This window comes from Maribacter arenosus, assembly GCF_014610845.1.
Taxonomy (GTDB): domain Bacteria; phylum Bacteroidota; class Bacteroidia; order Flavobacteriales; family Flavobacteriaceae; genus Maribacter_A; species Maribacter_A arenosus.
Map to the genome: position 1 here is coordinate 509,738 of NZ_JABTCG010000001.1, position 19,871 is coordinate 529,608.

Here is a 19,871-nt window from a genome sequence, read left to right on the forward strand (position 1 = left end):
AATTCAATACGCTTTCTATATTTTACGTTTTTGACCAATATGTGCCCATAATCTTATCCCAGAATGTAAAATACAATCCGTAGTTCTTTTTAGATGTAAGATGATGATAATCATGAGCCTCAGGGGTATTCGAATATTTTAGTCGGTTTAGCCCCGGAAAAGGAAAGCCTAAATGAATAATAACATTGTAAACGGTTAGAAACGTGATAAATAACAACAATGCCAAATGATGAAACGGCAGTATAAAAAGGATAATAGGAATTATCCCAAGGGAAATAAACGCTTCTAAAGGATGAAATGCAAACGAAGCCCAAGGCGTAGGATTTGTAAAACTATGATGTACCTTATGTATATGCTTAAAAACCAGGGAATGGTGTATTAATCGATGTGTCCAGTAAAAATAGGTGTCGTGCATTACAATCATCAAAAAAACACTTAGTATAAAATAGGGCATTCCATAATCACTTATAGCGGTATATAATTTGGTGTTTCCGTTTTCGATCCAATATAAAAACAACCAAATACCGCTCCCATATATCACAAAGGTTAGTAGGGAAAAAAAGATTTCTTTTTTAATTTGACGCTGCTCCGGAAACTCTTTTTGAATCTTAGCGCTTGAGAATTTTGTCTTTTTCCATACATATAAGACGTAAAAAAACAGTCCGGCGATCACTATATACCGAAGCATAAACAAGAGGGTACCTAAAATCCAAAGTTCAGTGTTTGACAGGTAATTCATTGTTCCTATTTAATTGGGCGTATAGCTAGGGCAGCCTTCAGACTTCAATACCTCAAGATTTTTGTCAAAAGAACCATCCAATACATTCCCTGTTTTTTTGTGGCAGAATGGACAGGCATTCATATCCCCATCGGTGTCGATATACAATCCTTTTATGCCTGCGCTGAAACATCCTTGTCGCCGTTGGTAATACCCATGGTAGGTTACTATCGGATATGTTTTATAGTCTGGATGAAAATTCATTTCCAGAAAGAAATCCTCCAGTATTTTTAAGTGGTCCAGGCTTAACAAAACATCTTTATTGGTGTAATGCCCTACTGCCTTTGGCTCCAGTATCTGCACAAATGAAACCTTAAGTTGTTTTGCCAATTCCATATAGGACATTAGGTTCTCTTTAGAAATAAACGCCCTCGTAGCACAAAGTGATAAAGCGGTCACCAATTCATTATTATTTCCATTATTCACGGCCTCCTCTACCCAATAATAGGCATCTTTAAATTGTCTGAAAGTATTGTGTTCTTCTGGAATAAAGTGATCTAAACTTATTACAACACCTGTTAATCCGGCATTTTTTAATCGTCTGGCATTGTTATTCGTTAATTTAAAACCCGATGTCAACACCCAAAAATCGGTCGATTTGTTTGCTTGCTCCAACACATTGATCAGGGTGTCCATTTTCAGCAGGGGTTCCCCACCGGATAAATGAATCTGACTTACCCCTCTCGCTTGGATCTTACGCACAATTTCTTTGAGTTCAACATCTGCCAGAACCTCTTTCTTATTTAAACTTTCCCATTCAAAGCAATGTTCACATTGTAAAGCACATTTTTTGGTAATGGCCAAGAACACAGTGTTAAATCTATTTGCCCCTCCACCCCTTACAGGCATATAATCATTCAGTTGGGAAGCAATAAACTGCTTATAGACCCTACTGTTCCAGCCAGGGGTATACAAGCCCATATAATACTTGCCGCCGGCATAGACCATTTTTTGAAGCTTGTTATTCCCTAAAAACCGCTTTCTTAATCGCACCAAATAGTGTAACGATTTGATCCATAGCAAGGGATTGGTATAGCAGGTCATCGCAATTCCCAAAAGACTTAATTTTAGCTTGAAATGAATCAATTTCATCCTGAATCCGGAGACAATACATTGCTTTTTCCCCCTATCGCCAATTCCGGAAGCCTTAACAGTGTCATGAACGGTTTTCTCTTGTAGTTCAACGATCATGGTGTTATACTATTTAGTGTTCAAGACTACATCAAAATGATTTTCAAAATCCATCAAGGTTTCATATTCATATTTTGAAAAATCGGTAAATGTCCCAGCCGATCTGAATAGCTTCAGCTCTCGAAAATCCGGGTCACCTTGATAGTCCCTTATATAGTTATAATACCCCCTATTCTTTAAAAAGTAGCTTCTTTCGATATCTTGATCAGGTTCGCTGGTTTTGAAATTGACCCATACCTTATCTCCAATATTTGGTTGAACAAAATAGCGCTGATCTTCGGATGCCAGTAATTGGGTAACATTTTCATTATTTTCGTCTAGCGCTTGATAGGGATTGATATACTTCACATCCAAGGTAACATTTTCAGTGAAATCAATGCCCGCATAATCCACTTCCCAAAACATAAAACCAGTTTCTAATTTTAATACCACTTCCCCCCCTACTGCCTTGCTTAAATCTAACGGAACGGCAATATTTCTGAATGCCATGGGTCCAACGGTATTTATTCTATCCACTAATTCCCAACCCGTCGACGTTTTTATATATATGGATAAGGGAATGTTTTGTTCATTCATCCATTTTGCACTTTTTTCTTTAGACACTTTCTGTTGGTCTTTTTGGAATTGTGGATAGTAAGTTCCGAACTTTTCATTGAATCTTCCAAAAGCATAATCCAACCACATTGAATTTTTAACGGTTAAAAACAATTTCGCTTTACTTATTTGTTTAGGTGCTTTAAATGTCATTTCAATATTCCGTATACTGCTCGAGTCGTTTGTATCGGTATTGAATAAATAAGAATCGTTGTCTTGGGTCATGACCGGACCATTTTCCATTTTTAAATTATCTACCATTACCGTCTTGGGAGAAATAATTTCTGAAAATGTATGTGGATTCCCATTTTTGTCCAATAGAACATCGACATTTTTTGGATGATCAACCTCTAACAGTTGCACAAAATCGGTGAATTGAATTTCTTTTAATTCATTGGTAATCAATATACTATAGTCACTATTATTTTCATTCAAAGAAGGCAATTGCAAATAATCGTCACGTTGTTGATTTGCGGTTAAAACTCCTGGATAGAGCTCACCTGTGAAAATAAATTCGTCACCATCTTTGACATAGATAAACGGACAAGAGCTTTTTGTGGCAAGAATGATTATAAAAATGCCGGCAATCACCCCAATAGTGCCCATCACGACATTTACTACGGAGCGACCCGTATTTTTATCATTTACGGATATTGAACTTATTTCTGAAAAAGGGATTGTAACTTGTGCCCCATAGTCAGGTGTATTGGTTCGATTTATATAAAAATGAACTTCATTTAAAGGCGATTGCTTACGTGTATACCTGTGAACCCGCTTAGAATCCCTTGGTTTAAGAGGTGTATGGGTTGATTCGATCTTTTGGGCAGTACCTGATATGGTCTGGTTGTCTTCGTTTAGAACAAGGTTATTCAAGTGCCATGTATTAAGACCGGAATGCATTACGGCATATTGTTGCGACTTATTGAATTCCTCGATTTGGCCGTACATAGTTTCAGAACTGGTCGTCACATTTCGTACATTATAATAAGAACAACCTACATTAAGGTTTAAAAATGCCAGCGTTAAAAGCATGGATAAAAAAGACGTAAACCTTTTGTTTTTACCGAAAAACGATAACGGATAGTTTTTTTGTTTGGATAAAGACTTCATAATAAGGTATTTAGGTTAATAAAGCCTTGTGCTACATCACTAGTGGAGGAGAAAAATGTATGTAATGGTATAAATAAGAAAAGTAACCTATTCATTACCAGGCACACTAAAGATAAATAAATATTAAACACCTTTGGATTTTATTTTTGCACCAGATTTACCCCCAAATCAACTTTTTGAACGAGGAAACTGTCAAGACACATATTACAAGCCTAGGTGAGTATTTAAGGTATATTCAATACTTTTTTAAATGTGTTCATTTATCTAAGGGTTTGCCTACTCCTATCGCTTTAGCTTCCAAAGGCAGGCGATTTCAGGGTATGGTCTTTAAACGACAGAATAGGAAATTTAGTACTGTTTTACCGGATGCGTAATTGCCTTTAATTTTTTTGAATTAAAATATTATCAGAATCAATACTATAATATTAGTTTTCGAGTTACTATAAAAGTGAACTGATATGATTTAGCTTTTAATGCACTTATAGTATGTCATGCCCTTAATTATTACCTCATCTGACAACTAAATTGCGTTTTATGGTATTTTGTGTAATTGAAAGTGGTTTTTATTGTCTGTTTCAATACGCTATACTGGTAGGTCAATCAAAAGATTTTTATGATTTAGATAACGTAAAAAAAATATATATAAATGAGCGAAAAAATAGTTGTAAATTTTACCCCTACGGGCATGATCCCAACGAAAAAAATGACGCCTTATGTGCCTTTAAGTGTCCAAGAAATCGTAGAAGATGTCCGTCTCGCGACAGAAATTGGCATTACGATGGTCCATTTACATGCCATAGATCCTGAAACGCATGAACCATCTTACAAGAAAGAAATTTATGCTGAGATTATTGAGGGGATTCGTAAATATGCTCCGGAATTAGTCATTTGTACTTCTTTAAGCGGAAGAAATTTCAGTCAATTAGAACAAAGATCGGACCCTTTAAACTTAACGGGGCATTTAAAACCTGACATGGGAAGTTTGACCTTAAGTTCCTTAAATTTCAATAATGTAGCAAGTATTAATTCACCTAAAATGATTCAAGACTTGGCGGCTATTATGAAAAAGAAGGGTATTGTTCCCGAGTTGGAAGCATTTGATGTCGGAATGATCAATTATGCCAAATATTTAGAGCGAAAGAATTTAATAGAACCTCCTTATTATTTTAACCTACTATTAGGAAATATCGCTTGTGCCCAAGCTGACATTTTACACGCAGGAATTATGATAGGCGATGTTCCGGAGAATTCTATTTGGAGTTTAGCGGGTATCGGAACTAACCAATTAAAAATGAACTCACTCGCAATTGCCTTTGGCGGGGGTGTTCGAGTTGGTATTGAAGATAATATTTGGTATGATAATGAACGGACGCGACTGGCAACCAATTCAGATTTATTAAAACGTGTGCATAGGATAGCGAAAGCAAATGAAAGGGAGATAATGACCTCTATAGAATTCAGGAAGAAAATGAATTTACAACCGGGACATGGAAAATATGGTAGAAAAGGTTAATCTTGATAGCGTTATTAAAAATATTCGCTAGTTATATTTAGAGATCAACAGCATGAAAAAAATGCATCTATTGGGCACTTCAAAGGAGGCCGTTGCCATTACTTTTGATATCATGAAGGAGATATTTGGTGCAACCCAGTATTTATTATATCCTAATATGGAAGAGCTATCAATTCCTTTAATGCCGATTAAAACCTTGGATTATAAAATTATGCCGGTGGGAACTGTACCGAAATCTTCACAAAAAGTATTTATTGCTACACCTGGGCCAAAAAATAAAGCAGCTATTTTTAATGATTTTTATCAGAAACATAGCATTGACAAAAATAGGTATCTTCAAGTTATTCACCCTTCGGCCTATATTGCTACGTCTTCTCTTATTGAAAAAGGAGTGTTGGTCGAACCCCATGTAGTAATAAGTTCTCAATCAAGAATTGGGTTTGGCGTCTTCATAAAGAGAGGGAGTCTAATTGGTCATCACAATGTTATTGGTGCATTTACCGACATCAACCCTGGAGTTGTACTTTCTGGAAACATTACCATTGGTGAAGAATGTGTAATAGGCTCTGGTGCTGTCGTCAAAGATAACATTAGTATTGGTGCAAATACCATTATTGGGATAGGAAGCGTGGTTACAAAAGATATTCCTGCCAACTCAGTGGCATTTGGTAATCCATGCAAAGTAGCAAGGGAAAACATATAATATAAACTAGAACCCCACAAAGTCTCAACAGGGTTATTTAAGGTAAACCCTTCCCAGATAAAAAATACGTAGAATTAAAGGTCAATCTACGCCAAAAGCTTAAAAGGTGAATATATCGATCAATTCTAAAGTATTGTGCAAAGTATTTTTTCCTTTTACGAAATCCCGTTTGTTTTTACATTTTTATCGATTTGACGGACAAGCCCTCTTAAAAAATGTCCAGGGCCAATTTCCGTAAATTCAGTTGCTCCGTCCTCTATCATGTGCAGAATTGTATGTCGCCACATTACGGGATGCGTCAATTGATCGATCAAATTTTTCTTGATTAATTCTATATTGTCAGTCGGGCGACCTGCGACATTCTGATAAACAGGGCAAATCGGCTTTTTGAATTCCGTTTCTCCTATGGCTTCCCTAAATTCTTCAACAATCGGCTCCATAAATGGCGAATGAAAAGCACCGCTTACCTTTAAATTTACTATGCCCTTAGCTCCTGGCCTTAGTTTATCACATGCTTCTTTGAGCGCTTTCTTTTCCCCTGAAATAACAACTTGATGCAGCGCATTATAATTCGCAGGGACCACTATTCCATCTATCTGTTTACAGATATCCTTAACGATTACATCATATAATCCGACCACGACGGCCATCCCTGTATTCTCGCTATCACAAACCTTTTGCATGGCTGCAGCCCGCTTTGAGATAAGTATTAGTGCAGATTCAAAATCTAAAGACCCAACGGCAGCTAAAGCGGATATCTCACCCAAAGAGTGGCCGGCAACCATATCGGGCTTAAAATCAATGCCAAGGGTTTTTGTCAGAATAAATGAATGTAAAAAAATTGCCGGTTGGGCAAACTTGGTTTGTTTTAAGTCTTCAGTAGATCCTTCGAACATGACGTCAGTAATTGAAAACCCTAAAATAGCATTGGCTTTTTTAAAATACTCTTGAGCCAATTTGGATTTTTCAAACAACTCTTTTCCCATACCGGGAAATTGAGTGCCTTGACCAGGAAATACGTATGCATGCATAAAAATAACGGATTGTTTGGCTTATTACTAAATCAATTATTATTAGAAAACGAAACTTTTACAGGATAAGTGTCTTTTTGCAAACTAAAACCTTCACATTCCTATAAATACTTGATGCAATAATCATAGTACATTCCACTTAACAACATAGTATAAATATATACTTTAGTACAGAATTAATATGCAATTCTTTTAAATTTCCAATTAGGCAAGACAATTTATTGCGTGTACCGCCCTTATTTACTGTCGTTTAGAATTAATTTTTTTGTCTTAGGGTTGACCTTAAAAAGAGATGGAATTCCCATTCCCCAACCATATAGGGAATTTAAACCAGATACCTGAATTCTTCACCCCTTATTGCCCCAAGTGGTGCATTTCCTTCCCAAAAGTTATTGGTTTGGTTGATCAGGTTTGGGCAAATATTGGTATATTTAAATACTAGAAGCGTCCATTGCCTAATTTTTATTAGTTTGAAACTTTAAACAGCTATATCATGAACAGATTAAAAGAATTTAAATATTTTACCCTACTAATACTCCTTTTCTGTTTCGTCTCAGCGGGATCGTTAAGCTCATGTAGGGAACAGAAAAAAGAAGAAAATACCGAACAGCAAGCAGAGCATCCTGAAAGTGAAGAACACCCTACAGAAGATGGGGATGCGGGTGAAGAACATCCTGAGGGAGGGGAACATCCTGAAGGTGAAGAACATCCGACTGATTCTATATCAGGGTAGTGTCGCCAAATTTTTAGAGGTATCCGGTTCAGGTTTTCTTCTGAATGAAAAAAATGTTTTTGGAAAAACAGGAGTACCACCTTCTTCCATTACAGGGTATGCGAGAAAATTGATCGGCCCGGACTTCGGTCCGGGTTCAATTTGAAGATCTCTTCCTCGACTGAATTCTATTCGATTTGCTGGATGCCTTCCGAAGTAATAAGTTGCGAGTGCTGTGTATTTATTCGCTTCACTAATATCAACAGGCCACCATTTACCTTCCGCATAAAATTCTGCCCAACAATGATAGCCATCAATGCCCCCTTCGTCCCGCTCTGATGGGATGGAAGCCCCTACGGCAAATCGTGAAGGGATGCCCTTAGATCTGGCTAGCGATATGAATAAGGAATGGAATTCCGTGCAATTACCCGTAAGCGCGTCGCAGGCATACACTGCATCACCCGTGCCGTACTTCCCCGCCTTGATATAACGCATATTATCTATTACATAATCATACAAAGCCCTAGCCTGCATTAGAGTTCCTTCGCTGTGTTTATTCCCAATAATTGAATCTGCGAGCGATTGAAATCGGTCACCGACCGGCATCAACAAACTGGCATCCAAATATTTTGAAGGGGACGAATTTTCTTCATAGGGTTTCTTCTCCTGTCGCTCCACATCGTAAACGAGTACCACTTTCATCCCACTATGTTCCGGAGTGAGTTCCATATATAAAATGGCATTGCCATTTGTCTTTTCTTCCAACATTCGATGTTCCGCAGGAGCTGTTAATGATGTTAGTACAACTGTTTGAAAGCGATCGCTCTGTGGAATGGGAATCCATAGTTGCGCCGATTCCTTCATTTTTGGTATGGTAACCTCGTAATGAAATTCGAAACTGTCCTCTCCTTCGATAACGCCGAGCAAATCGGATGAAGCGTTTTGGATGGGCATTCGATACCAAGTCTTGTCCTTACGTTGCTTCCAGGTATAAAAAGGTTTGCCATTGAGCTTGTGCAAGGTCGTTTCGGTAACTTTCATACTCCCCGGATCGCCTTCCAAGAAAAAATCCACATCATATACATCCCCACTAATATCGGCGAGATCAACACAGGCAAAATGCCGTTGAGGCCCTAAATTTGAAAGGTATTCGGTGTGTACGCGTACCAATTGTAGGCGCAGGTCTTTTCCATCTGAAGTCATGTTGAAATACCCACCCCCTTCTTCCACCTTTTTGGCAATATTGGCTTTAATGCCCTCCTCTATATCGGAGGTAACTACTTTGGGGATGTTCTTATCTAAGAGCGTTTCTTCTTCTTTTTTTTGATTTGTCCCTGAATTGCATGCCATAAAAAATAGAAGTAAGAATAGATAAATAATCCGTGGGTCCTTCATTTTAAAATCAGATTAAGTTTTGTATGAATTTACAATATTTCCTTGGGTTTCGGAATACCCCCCAATTAATCCCTGGGAATCTCGATGTGGATAAGGTGCCTGAATTTTCAGGATTCATTTCCAATAATCATCTGAAACACCAAAATATCCAATAATCCGTGCGTGATAATTATAAGCATTGAACCAGCCCTCAGCGATTCCTGGGCTTCCAATCTATTCCTTTACGAACACCATACAATGTTGCCAAGGGAGATTGTTGATATTCCCTTGCAATTTCATGCCTGCCGTCTGCATCTCCTTTACGGCTTGGGCTTTGGTCATTTTATGAAGTCTTTTAATTGGGACGCTATCATCTTCCCCACGGTATTCGATAAGGAAAAGTTTTCCATTTGGCCGAAGGGCCTTTTTTATGGAAGCTATCATTTCAAAGGGATACGCAAACTCATGGTATACATCGACCATCAATACCTTGTCAATCGAATTTTCAGGTAGATTCACATTTTTTTCACTTCCTCTGATAAGCGCTATATTTTTATGCTTTGCGTTTTGCATTTTATTCCGCAATGCTGCCAACATTTCATCTTGAATATCTACAGCATAAATTAGACCTTCGCCAGCCAAGGGCGCCATCTTGAATACATGGTACCCTGATCCAGCACCAATGTCAGCTATGGTCTCACCAGCCTGAATATCCATATTACGGAGTAGTTTAGCAGTGTTTTCCTCGGCTTCGCGTTCGGTACGTTCGAGCCAGTCTATTCCTTGGAAACCCATTACATGGGCAATTTCACGTCCCATATACCATTTGCCTATGCCATTTAAATCGCCTTTTTCATAGGTATACTTCCCGTAGGAGGCTGACTCCTGTCCAGTGCATGGAAAGAGCGGGGTTAGCAATAGAAACAAAAATAGGAGACGCACCACTTTTTTGACACCTAACAAATGATTAAAACGATTAATAGCTATGAAGGATAAAATGCTTTTGTTCATTTTTTTTAATTGATGATAACAACATGACATCTTACTACCTGTTGTTCGTTTTTAAAAATCGATGACAATACCTAAACTAGGTATAATCTGGCCCCCATCATCTTCAATGGCCACAAGGCTTTGGGGTTGTATTACCATGCCCATATCATCTCGATTTAGGCCGAAATCGGTCGGACTTGGTGTGTTCTGCCCTAATATATTCTGTGCTTCTATAAACAATTCGAATGCAAACTTTTTAAAATTCCATTTTTTATCCAGTCTTACATCCAATTGACTGAAAATAGCTAATTTTTCCTCTCCCAATCTAGCATAATCTAAAACGACTTCAGGATAGTTGGCCAATGTGGCATCCAAATCCGTTGGGACGAAAGGGGTGCGGCCTGCAAAACGGTATCTTGAACTTAATTCCCAATTGCGCTTCAACTTGTAGCCCCCAACAAATGAAATCAAATGCCTACTATCCCAAACTGAAGGTAAATACCCATCAGTATCAAAACCGGTAAACTCGCTATAAAACCAAGTGTACGAGAAAATACCATAGAAATTGTTCGATAGTTTTTGTTGAAACTGTAGCTCTGTGCCATAACTACGGCCCTTGCCCACCGTCTCAATAGGTTCACTGCCCAATACTTCGAATCCGCCCCCTTTGTTCGCCAAAGAGACACCATCGCGCACAGAAACTGGATAATCCTCATAACGCTTATAGAACCCTTCAAATGAAATATTGCTCGATGGGGTAAAAAAGTGTTGAAACCCTAACACTACATGTTCACTTTGGGTGTAATCGACATTCTGGTTGATAAGTTCATTATTTGTATCCCTAAACCCTAAAATGGTATAAGGAGGCAATTTGAAATAACGCCCAATGGAGCCGTTCAATCGCCAATCAGGGGCGAATTCATAGGAGGCCGAAAAACGTGGTGAAAAAGTATTTAATAGGCTCCTATTTTCGGTGAAACTATCATCGTCCATTCTAAATCCCAAGGAAACATCCAGCGTATTATCAAAAAATGACCGCGTTGCATTGGTAAACAATCCATATTTTATAAAATCGATAGCCGTATCAAAAGTCAAGTTGTTACGTACATCGATGGTTGTATTGGTATAATCGGAATGTTGCACATTGAAACCTGACGTCAACTTCCAATCTTCAAAAAACTGTGTCAACTCGTAACGCAGTTTGGTTTCTGATTCACGGGCGTCGTTATTAAAAATAATGCCTTGTTCGTTCTCAGGGTCCGCATAACGGGTAAAATCATTGTTTAGGGTGTTGTTGCTCAAGGTGGTCTGCATAAAACCATTTCCATTTTTAAAACGATTGCGCCAGCTTACGCCCATAGTGTTGGTTCGTTGTATTATAAATGGTCCCTGTTCTACTTGTGCCTGTTGTTCGGGGTCAAAATCTTCCGGCGGATTTATCGAGAAATCATCGATAGAACCCAAACCCAAAAGGGTAATACTATTAAATTCGTTGATCTCATGGTTAATTTTATACTGGTAATCCCAATAGTCTGGCCTTATGGGCAGACCAATGGCCTGAAACAGAAATTGGAGGTAACTGCGGCGTACCGAAGCCAAAAATGTAGTTGTTGACTCCTCTCCCCCATTTTTGAACAAAGGCCCCTCAAGGGTCAAAGCGGCTTCACTGGCACTTACTCTAAAGTTTCCGTTAAAGTTTCGGGAGTTTCCATTGCGCTGCTGAAATTGTAATACTCCGGATAGCGGATTGTCATAACGAGCATTGAAAGCAGAAGTTGATAAAGTTACATTGTCTATAAACGATACATTGATGAGTCCAACGGGACCACCAGCGCTACCTTGGGTACTAAAATGATTGATATTCGGAATTTCCATTCCGTCTAAATAGTATACCGTTTCATTCGGCGCCCCACCTCTAATAATTAGGTCATTTCGAAATCCTCCTATAGAGGGTGAAACCCCTGGAAGAGTCTGTGCCACTTGAACTACATCATTATTACTGCCTGGGTATGTAGCGATTTCCACGGCTGAGAGGGTTTGAGTGGAGAGCGGGGTTTCTTTAGGACGCGTGATAATAGTAGCGTTTGAAACTACGACTTCATCGAGCTCTTGGGTAGCTTCTTGAAGTTTGAAATTATAAGTCGGCGTGCCCTTTGAACGGACAATAATGTTATATTTTGTTTGGGGTTCGTACCCCAAATAATTCACGATAAGATTAAATGAACCCGGGACGACCCCAGAAATCTTATAGTTACCTTCAAAATCGGACTGAGCGCCTAGTTGGGTTCCTTCTAAAAAAACGGAAGCCCCAAATAGCGGTTCTCCGAACTCATCCAATACTTTTCCATAGATGGTCGTGGTCACTTGAGCAGCAAGAATATTTGCGGTCAGGATCAAAATTAGGCAAAATAAAGCCTTTCTTATTTTGAAATTCATTTTGTTTAAGTATATTACACAAATATGAAACAAATATTTAGACTGGTTAGCGCTGAAACCTATAAAAAGGTGTTAAAAATCAAGGAATTTAAAAACGATTTGAAAGTGATCTTTGGATGCCACTGGGAATAATAATGTATCCTTAACTTGATGATCCCTTGTTATTATACGAGATTGAATCATTATCCTTTATTTGAACACATTTCCCAAAATTTAAAACCATCGCAAATTCATGAGTCTACCCACATTATTGACATTTTTCTCTGGATTTTCATTTCTGTTTTTCGGGGCAGCCAGTTTATACACTTCTGAAATGAAATCTGAGTTTATAAGATATGGCCTTGAAAATTCAAGAATTGCGGTTGGGGCCCTTCAATTTCTGGGAGCAATGGGTTTGTTATTAGGCTATGTATATTCCCCCCTAGTTCAATCTTTGGCCGCATTGGGACTTTCCATTTTAATGCTTTTAGGATTTTTAGTCCGATTAAGAATCAGGGATTCCTTCATTCAATCGGCACCTTCGCTGATTTATGCGGTTCTTAATGCAATCTTGTTTATTATGCTCTTGGAGAAGTCTTAACTTCACCTATTTTAAACGCCAAAAGCAATGTACAAGCACATGATTAAAAACAAGAAGGCCGGAAAGGACTTTTTTAATGGATCTTTAATTTTCAAATGCATTGCAATGGAGCCTAGTAGTAATAAGGCAAGACCCAATGCCGAAGGCTGTTTAAGGACGGGGTACCAAATAGCAGCCAAAAGACCTAAGGCCAATATTACTTTTAAAGTGCCGATAACGTAGCACATCCAAACAGGAAGGCCATACACTTTAAACTCCTCGATGATTGTAGTGGCTCCCCCTCCGCGCCATTGCGTGGGCTTTTTATTTTGGATAAGCCATACATTGAGAATGCTTATGGCCACGATACATTGCAAAGCAATTGTGAAATAGTTCATGTCTTGGTTCTTTTAGGTTAATAATTGTTTATTCTTTAAATTCATTTATCCTGTGCTACTCCAAATATATACTTTCGATTTCCAGTGAAAAGGACTCTTTGGTTTTATTACCAATCAATATCGCAATTTCCTCAATCTTATCACTAGAAAAATTAGGTTTGTTTAATGAATACCCCCTAAAACTTGGATAAAACGTAGCTAAGGGCAATTTTATCGTCTCCCATCCTCCTGAGGTTTTAAAAGTTGTAATATACGAGTAGCGTTGTGAACGATCCTCTTTAATCCGAAATTGATACGACTTTCCGTCACCCTTTATCCTTAGTGTAACAAATAGGTATTTGGAAACACCCTTGGTGCTAAACCCATAACGTACGGATGAAAATCCGCCATTGTTTTCCGTGCGCACTGTTCCGGTATAAAGGGCATTGCCTAAATCGGTGCTAGTGAAGGTTCCTTGGGATAGCCCTCCCATAACACCATCGTCCACAACATACCATTCAGAGATGTCTCCTTTATTCTTAAAATCGGCAATAAGTAATGTATTGTCTTGGTCCATAATGAAAATAAACAATAAAAGGACTACCACTTTCATGTAATTGTTTAAATATATTTTACAAATATTAAACAATAATAACAAATACTTAACAGAACATAAAAAATTTAACGGTATTTTAGGTCATGTTTTTAATTCTAATCATCTAAAAATGAAAATTCTTCTCACATTTATTCTTACTGTTTTATTGAACTATATCACCACGGCACAAACGATATCAAAGAGTCAGGAAATGGTTCTGATGAGTGATACCTACCAAAAGGCTTATAAATTAGGATCTGTTTATTATAAAACAGGAACAAACACTCCATTTACAGGCATTCTCTACGGTACATATGATAATGGAAATTATCAGACGATGCAAGAGTATGTAGATGGTATTGGTAATGGTAAGTGGGTCGATTTCAATCCTGAAGGCATAAAAGAATGTGAAGGCACCTACAAGGAAAACCGCGTAGAAGGGCCTGTAACGTTTTATTATGAAAACGGTCTTGTAAAATCCAAAGGTCAATACCTACATTGGAAAAGACCCATTGGAGAATGGAAGTATTACGATTTGAAAGGAAATCTCGTGCATACAATGACCTACACGCGATAGTTATGCATAGAGCTTCGCCAATTAGCTGTTTTAATTAACGAATATTCCAACTTCAGTCTTTGATAAAATATGTCCTAGTCATGCTTGAGCATTTGTAAATCAAAACCTCAAAGCAACAAAAGACATCGGGGGCTAATATTATTGGGCAAAAAAAAAGGCGGAAAGTTACATTTCCGCCTTTTTTATGTTTAATTTAATTTTTGTTCTATGGTTCAACGACCGTAAGTTCAAAATTCTTCACGGTTTTATTGGCTACCATAATTTCAATATCCTCAATAGCCTGCATTTCATAGCCTTCCTTTTCAACTTCCACGCGATAGTAACCTGCATCGAGCCCCATGATCATATATCCTCCGTCAACATCTGTAAACGTCGTGGTACTCAAGATGTCATCGGCATAAATAGCTACCTGCGCACCTTCTACGCCAACAACTACATCTTCCACGCTCTCTGTCACTAGGCCCATTAGGGTGCCCGTAGTAGATTTATTACAGGCCTTTATGACCGGTTTAAAGTTGAAGCCTGAAATCGCGTCCCTATTTCCCTTGGCCACGAAGGATTTGCTTACGTCAAAATCAAGTAATAATTCAGCTGTCAGACCTCCATTTACGATAAGTCCTGGTTTAATAAATATTTTGATTCCCGTTTGTTCGCCGCTAGGAACTTTTAAGTCGAATGTTGCACCATTTGTAAGAACGATATTGACACCTTTTACATAAACCCGGATAAGATCATAAGTGCCCACGGGAACTTCCGTGTTCAATAAAGTCTCCGTAACCCCATTTGTAAGTTCTAAAAGGTTTACCTGTATTTCTTCTTCCATTAACACTATGAAAGGGCTGGTTTCCCCTTCCTCCATAGCTTCCATGTCGGACTCAAGGGCATCTTTTTTATAACGAGCTTCGATTTTAAAAATAGTCACGTTGGCCTCGGCCACCAGGTCGTGTGGAAAAGGTGCATCCGTTAATTGAACGACAAGTTTTCCTGTTTGATTACCTAAATCATTTTCATCGGAACAACTAAAGACAAGTGCCAAGGTGGTAAGTAACAAAACAAATAAGGATCTGGTTTTCATTATTTTTAATTTAATTATTAGTATTAACTAGGTTTCTCAACTTTTTAAAATAAGGTGTAGTTTGTTAACAACCCAAAATGTCCAAACCCTACCTATAAATCTTTTTTTTATTGTTTTTTCGGTGAACTACACCTTTTAAGCAGATTAGATAGTTTGATTGACTCGTGTAGGATTTCAGAAATTCAGTTAACAAGGAAGTCCGAAGAAAGGATGCTTTATCAAAGTAATATTTGTCCTAAGTGATTATTGCATCAAGTTCCGCTTTTTGAACTTTCAAAATAAATGATACTTTTGAAAAAACTTTTAATATGAAAAACAAAGCTGTCTCTTTATCCCTATTTCTTATTTCTTTTTCATTCCTCTTTTTTGTTTCGTGCAAAGACAATAAAGCTGGGAACAAGTCAGAATCCCATACCGAACTACACGCATCGGCATCATATCAATGTCCCATGGACTGCGAGGATGGTAAAACCTATAAGGAGGCTGGTACTTGTCCCGTTTGTAAAATGGACTTAAAAGCTGTTGGGGGATTAAAAATGAAGAGCTGCGCAATGCACGAAGGTGGCGAATGTAGCTGTGAAGGAGATAAATGTAAATGTGAGAATTGCAAGGAACACGCAAAAGCAAAGGTCTGCGCAATGCACGAAGGTGGCGAGTGTAGCTGCGAGGGTAACGATTGTAAATGCGAAAATTGCCCAGTACATTCGTAGCTTATTGCTTATGCTGGAGCACGAATGAAAAGAGGCTGGCCTTTAAAGCCAGCCTCTTTCTTTATTACGTATAAACTTTAAATTCCGTAACTGTCTTACTCTTTATTTTCGTAACCCCGTCCCGGTGTATAGGGAGCTCCCGATTTTATTAATCGATCCTCCAACTGCTTAACGTCAACATTGAAAATAGTTTCCACCTCTTTTTTAATGTTATCGATCTCGGCCCTGGCAATGACATAATTGTCTTTATGGGTTTTAGTCGGTGCCGAAGTGGAATATTTTTGCTCATAGCCCATAATTCCAATTCTATTTGAAGTGGTTTGCGGTTGAGGTATATCCAACTCAAATTTAACAGGATCCCCATATAGCGTAGTATTTATTTCCTTCATTTTATTTTCAATATCCAAAACCGATTTGGCAAGGGTTCCATAAGGCTGTTCGGAACGTTTTATGGCCGCTTTAATATATTTGAGTTTATCCTTGCTTTCTTTTATAATTCTTTCACATACCTGTAAATCGGCTTGTAATCGGGCAACATCACGTTGAAAAGCGACTTTGGCATTCCTGTCCTCTGCGGGCAAGGTGGTATTCTCCAAGGCTTTAACCTCAAATTCCACTGGTTTGGCCAAATCGGTCAGGATTCCGTTCTCAACCAATTGCATGGTTATGGCATAGGTTCCCGGGGCAACCAAGGTGCCTTCATCTTTACCCCTAAACGGGTTATAGAAGCTAGGCGTGCTCAAATCTATGGGGTCTTGGGGGGTAAATCGTAAATCCCAATGGAATCGATGTACCCCTTTGGCCGGTTTTTTGAATTCCTTTTTAACAACCATACCTTCTGCATTCGTTATGGTAAAAAGAAGCTGGGCCTCCTCCTCCTCTTTTTCAGCCTTGAGGGCCTCATAATTGGGATAATAGGTATCTTTTTTGTCCTTGATCAAATCTTCTTCCCGCTTGGTTCTTTTTTCCTTTAAGGTCTTATAATCTTCACCATAGTAATAGGTAATCATCGCTTCGGGCCCAAGATTAGGGGCACTATAGAAATTATCGCCTTGAAATGCCTTACCGGGCAATCCTAACGGACTGCTTTCTTCCCATAATAAGGCATCCCGCACAGGATAGATTGCTGCATTTTCCGTTGGAGCTACATTCTTAATGGTCCGTAGGGCCGAATAATCATCCAAAATATAAAAGCCTCTACCAAAGGTCCCTAGGACCAAATCATTCTCCCGCTCTTGGATGGCCATATCGCGGACGGCGATAGTAGGCAATCCGGCTCCAAGTTTTTTCCATCTTTGTCCCTTGTTTGGGGAAAAGAATGCCGCGAATTCCGTGCCGCAGAAAATCAAATTCCCATCAACGTGATCTTCCTCGATAGTATAGACACTTCCCCGTTCCGGTAGGTTGGAAGAAATACTTTTCCACGTATTACCCTTATCTGCGGAACTAAAGATATAAGGTTTGAAATCCCCATATTTATGATGGTTAAAAGCGACATATAACACATTGGCATTATGCCTTGAGAAATACACGCTATTGACATAGGATTGTTTAGGGGCGCCGGGAATCGCACTTACTTTTCTCCAGGTATTCCCACCATCCTCGGTAATTTGGACCAATCCGTCATCGGTGCCTACAGCGATTAGATTTTCATCGATAGGCGACTCCGATAAGGCTACGATACTTCCATAAAGAGAGGTGGAGCCATTTTTCGCCACGGCATCGATACTCACTACTCGATCATATACTTTCAATTTATTTCGGTCGATCTGTTGCGTAAGATCATCGCTGATTACCTTCCAACTATTGCCATAATCATCGGAACGGAAAAGTTTGTTCGCGGCAAAGTACAATCGGCCTGGGGCATGCCTGCTTACTGCCAAAGGGGCATCCCAATTAAAGCGATAGGCATCTTCACCTTTTCGTTCTTTGGGTTGGATACCTATTTTTTCACCGCTCTTTTTATCATATCGAACTAGAAAGCCATATTGCGATTGGGCATAAACGATATCTGGATTATTGGGGTCGACCTGGGATTCGAAGCCATCACCGCCATTGGTAATAAACCAATCGCTATTGGTAATACCATGGTTGGTAAGTACTCTTGAAGGTCCTCCAAGGCTGAAATTATCCTGGGTTCCCCCATATACATTGTAAAAGGGCGCATCATTATCCAAGGCTACCTTATAAAATTGTGTAACGGGAAGGTTCTTTTTGAAATCCCATGTCTTGGCGGCATCGAACGTTTCATAAATACCCCCATCACATCCAACCAACCAATGTTCGTTGTTGTTCGGATTGATCCACATGGAATGATTGTCAACATGTTTATAATCTTCCCCAACGTTTTTAAAGGTCTTACCCCCATCATGGCTAACCGACATCCAGGTATCCATTGAATATAAGGTGTTTTCATCAATGGGATCTGCAATGATTTCCTGATAGTAATTTCCACTGGTTGTATGGTCACCCCGCTTTTCCCAGCTCGCCCCCCTGTCTGTAGAAGCATATACTCCCCCTTTATTATCGGCAGCTTCGACAATGGCATAAAGGATCTCAGGGTTGGCCGGGGAAATGGTCAATCCTATTCTACCCAATTCTACGGTTGGTAGGCCGTTATTGATTTCTATCCATGTGGTTCCCCCATCGGTACTTTTATGCATTCCAGAACCTGGACCACCCCCTACGTAGGTATAAACGTGTCTTCTACGCTGAAAGGTCGATGCATAAAGGACATCCGGGTTTCTAGGATCCATGACAATGTCGTTTACCCCCGTATGCTCGTCTATAGCGAGTACCACTTCCCATGTTTTGCCGCCATCTAAAGTCCGGTACAAACCCCGTTCTCCACCTTTGCTCCATAGTGGTCCAATTGCCGCTACATAAACGGTATCCGAATTTTCAGGATGTACAATAATCTTTCCAATATGCTCCGATGTTTTCAAACCCATATTTTCCCAGCTTTTACCGCCATCCATCGATTTGTAGACGCCGTCTCCGTAGGCTACGGAGCGCTGGTTATTATTTTCACCGGTTCCTATCCAAATAATATTGGTATTCATAGGATCCATGGTGACACAACCTATCGAATAGGACCCTTCCTTATCGAACAAAGGAGAATAGGATACCCCGGAATTATCGGTTTTCCAAACACCACCTGAAGAAGTTGCCACATAATATTCGAACGGATTGTTGGGATTGACCGCTATATCGGAAATTCTACCAGACGTAATAGCCGGACCAATATTTCGCCATGCAAGTCCACTGATGGAAAGTTCGTCTAGCGGTTCTTTGGTTTCTTTTTTTGATTTTTGGGAATGACCTAGTTGAAGGCCTAAACACAGAATGAATAGGGTAATTAAAGTTGATTTTGACATTTTGGAATGTATTTATTATAGGAATTTGCCCATCGAAATAAGGCTATTCAAAGATAAGAAAGTAAATCTTTTTAAAAACGAATTTTTGACCTTAATGTCGTTTTTAAATACTAGTACTCTATTAGCAGCTACTCGTGGAATTGAATCATTGTGAAGCTAAATTGCACCT

17 protein-coding genes are annotated in these 19,871 nt (G+C 39.0%); 6 read left to right on the plus strand and 11 right to left on the minus strand.

The features are described 5' to 3' along the window. Positions 1–22: 22 nt before the first annotated feature. The 3 genes from HPE63_RS02280 to HPE63_RS02290 are packed head-to-tail and all read right to left on the minus strand — an operon-like array spanning position 23 to position 3,673. Complete coding sequence (locus tag HPE63_RS02280; protein ID WP_188312605.1) at positions 23–739, minus strand: sterol desaturase family protein; 717 nt, start codon at positions 737–739, stop codon at positions 23–25. A 9-nt stretch (positions 740–748) separates the two neighbouring features. Continuing rightward, positions 749–1,969 carry a radical SAM/SPASM domain-containing protein gene (locus HPE63_RS02285; protein ID WP_188312606.1) on the minus strand — a complete coding sequence of 407 codons (1,221 nt, stop codon included), beginning with the start codon at positions 1,967–1,969 and terminating at the stop codon, positions 749–751. A 9-nt stretch (positions 1,970–1,978) separates the two neighbouring features. Continuing rightward, on the minus strand, positions 1,979–3,673 hold the full coding sequence (locus HPE63_RS02290) for a hypothetical protein (RefSeq protein ID WP_188312607.1): 1,695 nt from the start codon (positions 3,671–3,673) through the stop codon (positions 1,979–1,981). A gap of 646 nt (positions 3,674–4,319) precedes the next feature. Between HPE63_RS02290 and HPE63_RS02295 the strand changes: the two genes are divergently transcribed. Together HPE63_RS02295 and HPE63_RS02300 are read left to right on the plus strand one after the other, a co-directional pair. Further along, positions 4,320–5,186 (plus strand): BKACE family enzyme, encoded by an 867-nt coding sequence (locus tag HPE63_RS02295; RefSeq protein ID WP_188312608.1) that lies wholly within the window; start codon positions 4,320–4,322, stop codon positions 5,184–5,186. 52 nt (positions 5,187–5,238) lie between these two features. Next, a complete protein-coding gene (locus HPE63_RS02300; RefSeq protein WP_188312609.1) occupies positions 5,239–5,889 on the plus strand; it encodes an acetyltransferase in 651 nt (216 codons plus the stop codon). A gap of 155 nt (positions 5,890–6,044) precedes the next feature. Here HPE63_RS02300 and fabD read toward each other — a convergent pair whose 3' ends face one another. Further along, positions 6,045–6,920 (minus strand): ACP S-malonyltransferase, encoded by an 876-nt coding sequence (fabD, locus tag HPE63_RS02305; protein ID WP_188312610.1) that lies wholly within the window; start codon positions 6,918–6,920, stop codon positions 6,045–6,047. Positions 6,921–7,413: 493 nt separating this feature from the next. Here fabD and HPE63_RS02310 point away from each other — a divergent pair, with 493 nt between their 5' ends. Then, positions 7,414–7,653 carry a hypothetical protein gene (locus HPE63_RS02310; protein ID WP_188312611.1) on the plus strand — a complete coding sequence of 80 codons (240 nt, stop codon included), beginning with the start codon at positions 7,414–7,416 and terminating at the stop codon, positions 7,651–7,653. On the opposite strand, the gene HPE63_RS02315 is transcribed toward HPE63_RS02310, so the two are convergent. The 3 genes from HPE63_RS02315 to HPE63_RS02325 all read right to left on the minus strand — a co-directional run bounded on the left by HPE63_RS02315 (position 7,645) and on the right by HPE63_RS02325 (position 12,432). Continuing rightward, the gene (locus tag HPE63_RS02315) at positions 7,645–9,027 is read right to left on the minus strand and encodes a transglutaminase-like domain-containing protein (RefSeq protein ID WP_188312612.1); all 1,383 of its coding nucleotides are present in this window, start codon (positions 9,025–9,027) and stop codon (positions 7,645–7,647) included. The two genes, HPE63_RS02310 and HPE63_RS02315, sit on opposite strands and share 9 nt — an antisense overlap. A 213-nt stretch (positions 9,028–9,240) precedes the next feature. Further along, the gene (locus tag HPE63_RS02320) at positions 9,241–10,017 is read right to left on the minus strand and encodes a class I SAM-dependent methyltransferase (RefSeq protein WP_188312613.1); all 777 of its coding nucleotides are present in this window, start codon (positions 10,015–10,017) and stop codon (positions 9,241–9,243) included. Positions 10,018–10,068: 51 nt separating this feature from the next. Continuing rightward, positions 10,069–12,432, minus strand: coding sequence for a TonB-dependent receptor (locus HPE63_RS02325; protein ID WP_188312614.1), 2,364 nt, complete (start codon positions 12,430–12,432; stop codon positions 10,069–10,071). A 232-nt stretch (positions 12,433–12,664) separates the two neighbouring features. On the opposite strand from HPE63_RS02325, the gene HPE63_RS02330 reads away from it, so the two are divergent. Beyond that, the gene (locus HPE63_RS02330) at positions 12,665–13,012 is read left to right on the plus strand and encodes a DoxX family protein (protein WP_188312615.1); all 348 of its coding nucleotides are present in this window, start codon (positions 12,665–12,667) and stop codon (positions 13,010–13,012) included. 11 nt (positions 13,013–13,023) lie between these two features. On the opposite strand, the gene HPE63_RS02335 is transcribed toward HPE63_RS02330, so the two are convergent. Together HPE63_RS02335 and HPE63_RS02340 are read right to left on the minus strand one after the other, a co-directional pair. Further along, entirely contained in the window at positions 13,024–13,389 is a 366-nt protein-coding gene (locus HPE63_RS02335) for a DoxX family protein (RefSeq protein ID WP_188312616.1), read from the minus strand. A gap of 55 nt (positions 13,390–13,444) precedes the next feature. After that, entirely contained in the window at positions 13,445–13,981 is a 537-nt protein-coding gene (locus HPE63_RS02340) for a CIA30 family protein (protein ID WP_223198026.1), read from the minus strand. 112 nt (positions 13,982–14,093) lie between these two features. On the opposite strand from HPE63_RS02340, the gene HPE63_RS02345 reads away from it, so the two are divergent. Further along, the gene (locus tag HPE63_RS02345) at positions 14,094–14,540 is read left to right on the plus strand and encodes a toxin-antitoxin system YwqK family antitoxin (protein WP_188312617.1); all 447 of its coding nucleotides are present in this window, start codon (positions 14,094–14,096) and stop codon (positions 14,538–14,540) included. A 205-nt stretch (positions 14,541–14,745) separates the two neighbouring features. On the opposite strand, the gene HPE63_RS02350 is transcribed toward HPE63_RS02345, so the two are convergent. Beyond that, positions 14,746–15,615 carry a DUF4382 domain-containing protein gene (locus tag HPE63_RS02350; RefSeq protein WP_188312618.1) on the minus strand — a complete coding sequence of 290 codons (870 nt, stop codon included), beginning with the start codon at positions 15,613–15,615 and terminating at the stop codon, positions 14,746–14,748. A 308-nt stretch (positions 15,616–15,923) separates the two neighbouring features. Between HPE63_RS02350 and HPE63_RS02355 the strand changes: the two genes are divergently transcribed. Continuing rightward, entirely contained in the window at positions 15,924–16,325 is a 402-nt protein-coding gene (locus HPE63_RS02355) for a heavy metal-binding domain-containing protein (protein WP_188312619.1), read from the plus strand. Between the two features lie 95 nt (positions 16,326–16,420). Here HPE63_RS02355 and HPE63_RS02360 read toward each other — a convergent pair whose 3' ends face one another. After that, positions 16,421–19,702, minus strand: a complete 3,282-nt coding sequence (locus tag HPE63_RS02360; RefSeq protein ID WP_188312620.1) for a glycosyl hydrolase — start codon at positions 19,700–19,702, stop codon at positions 16,421–16,423. Positions 19,703–19,871 lie beyond the last annotated feature (169 nt).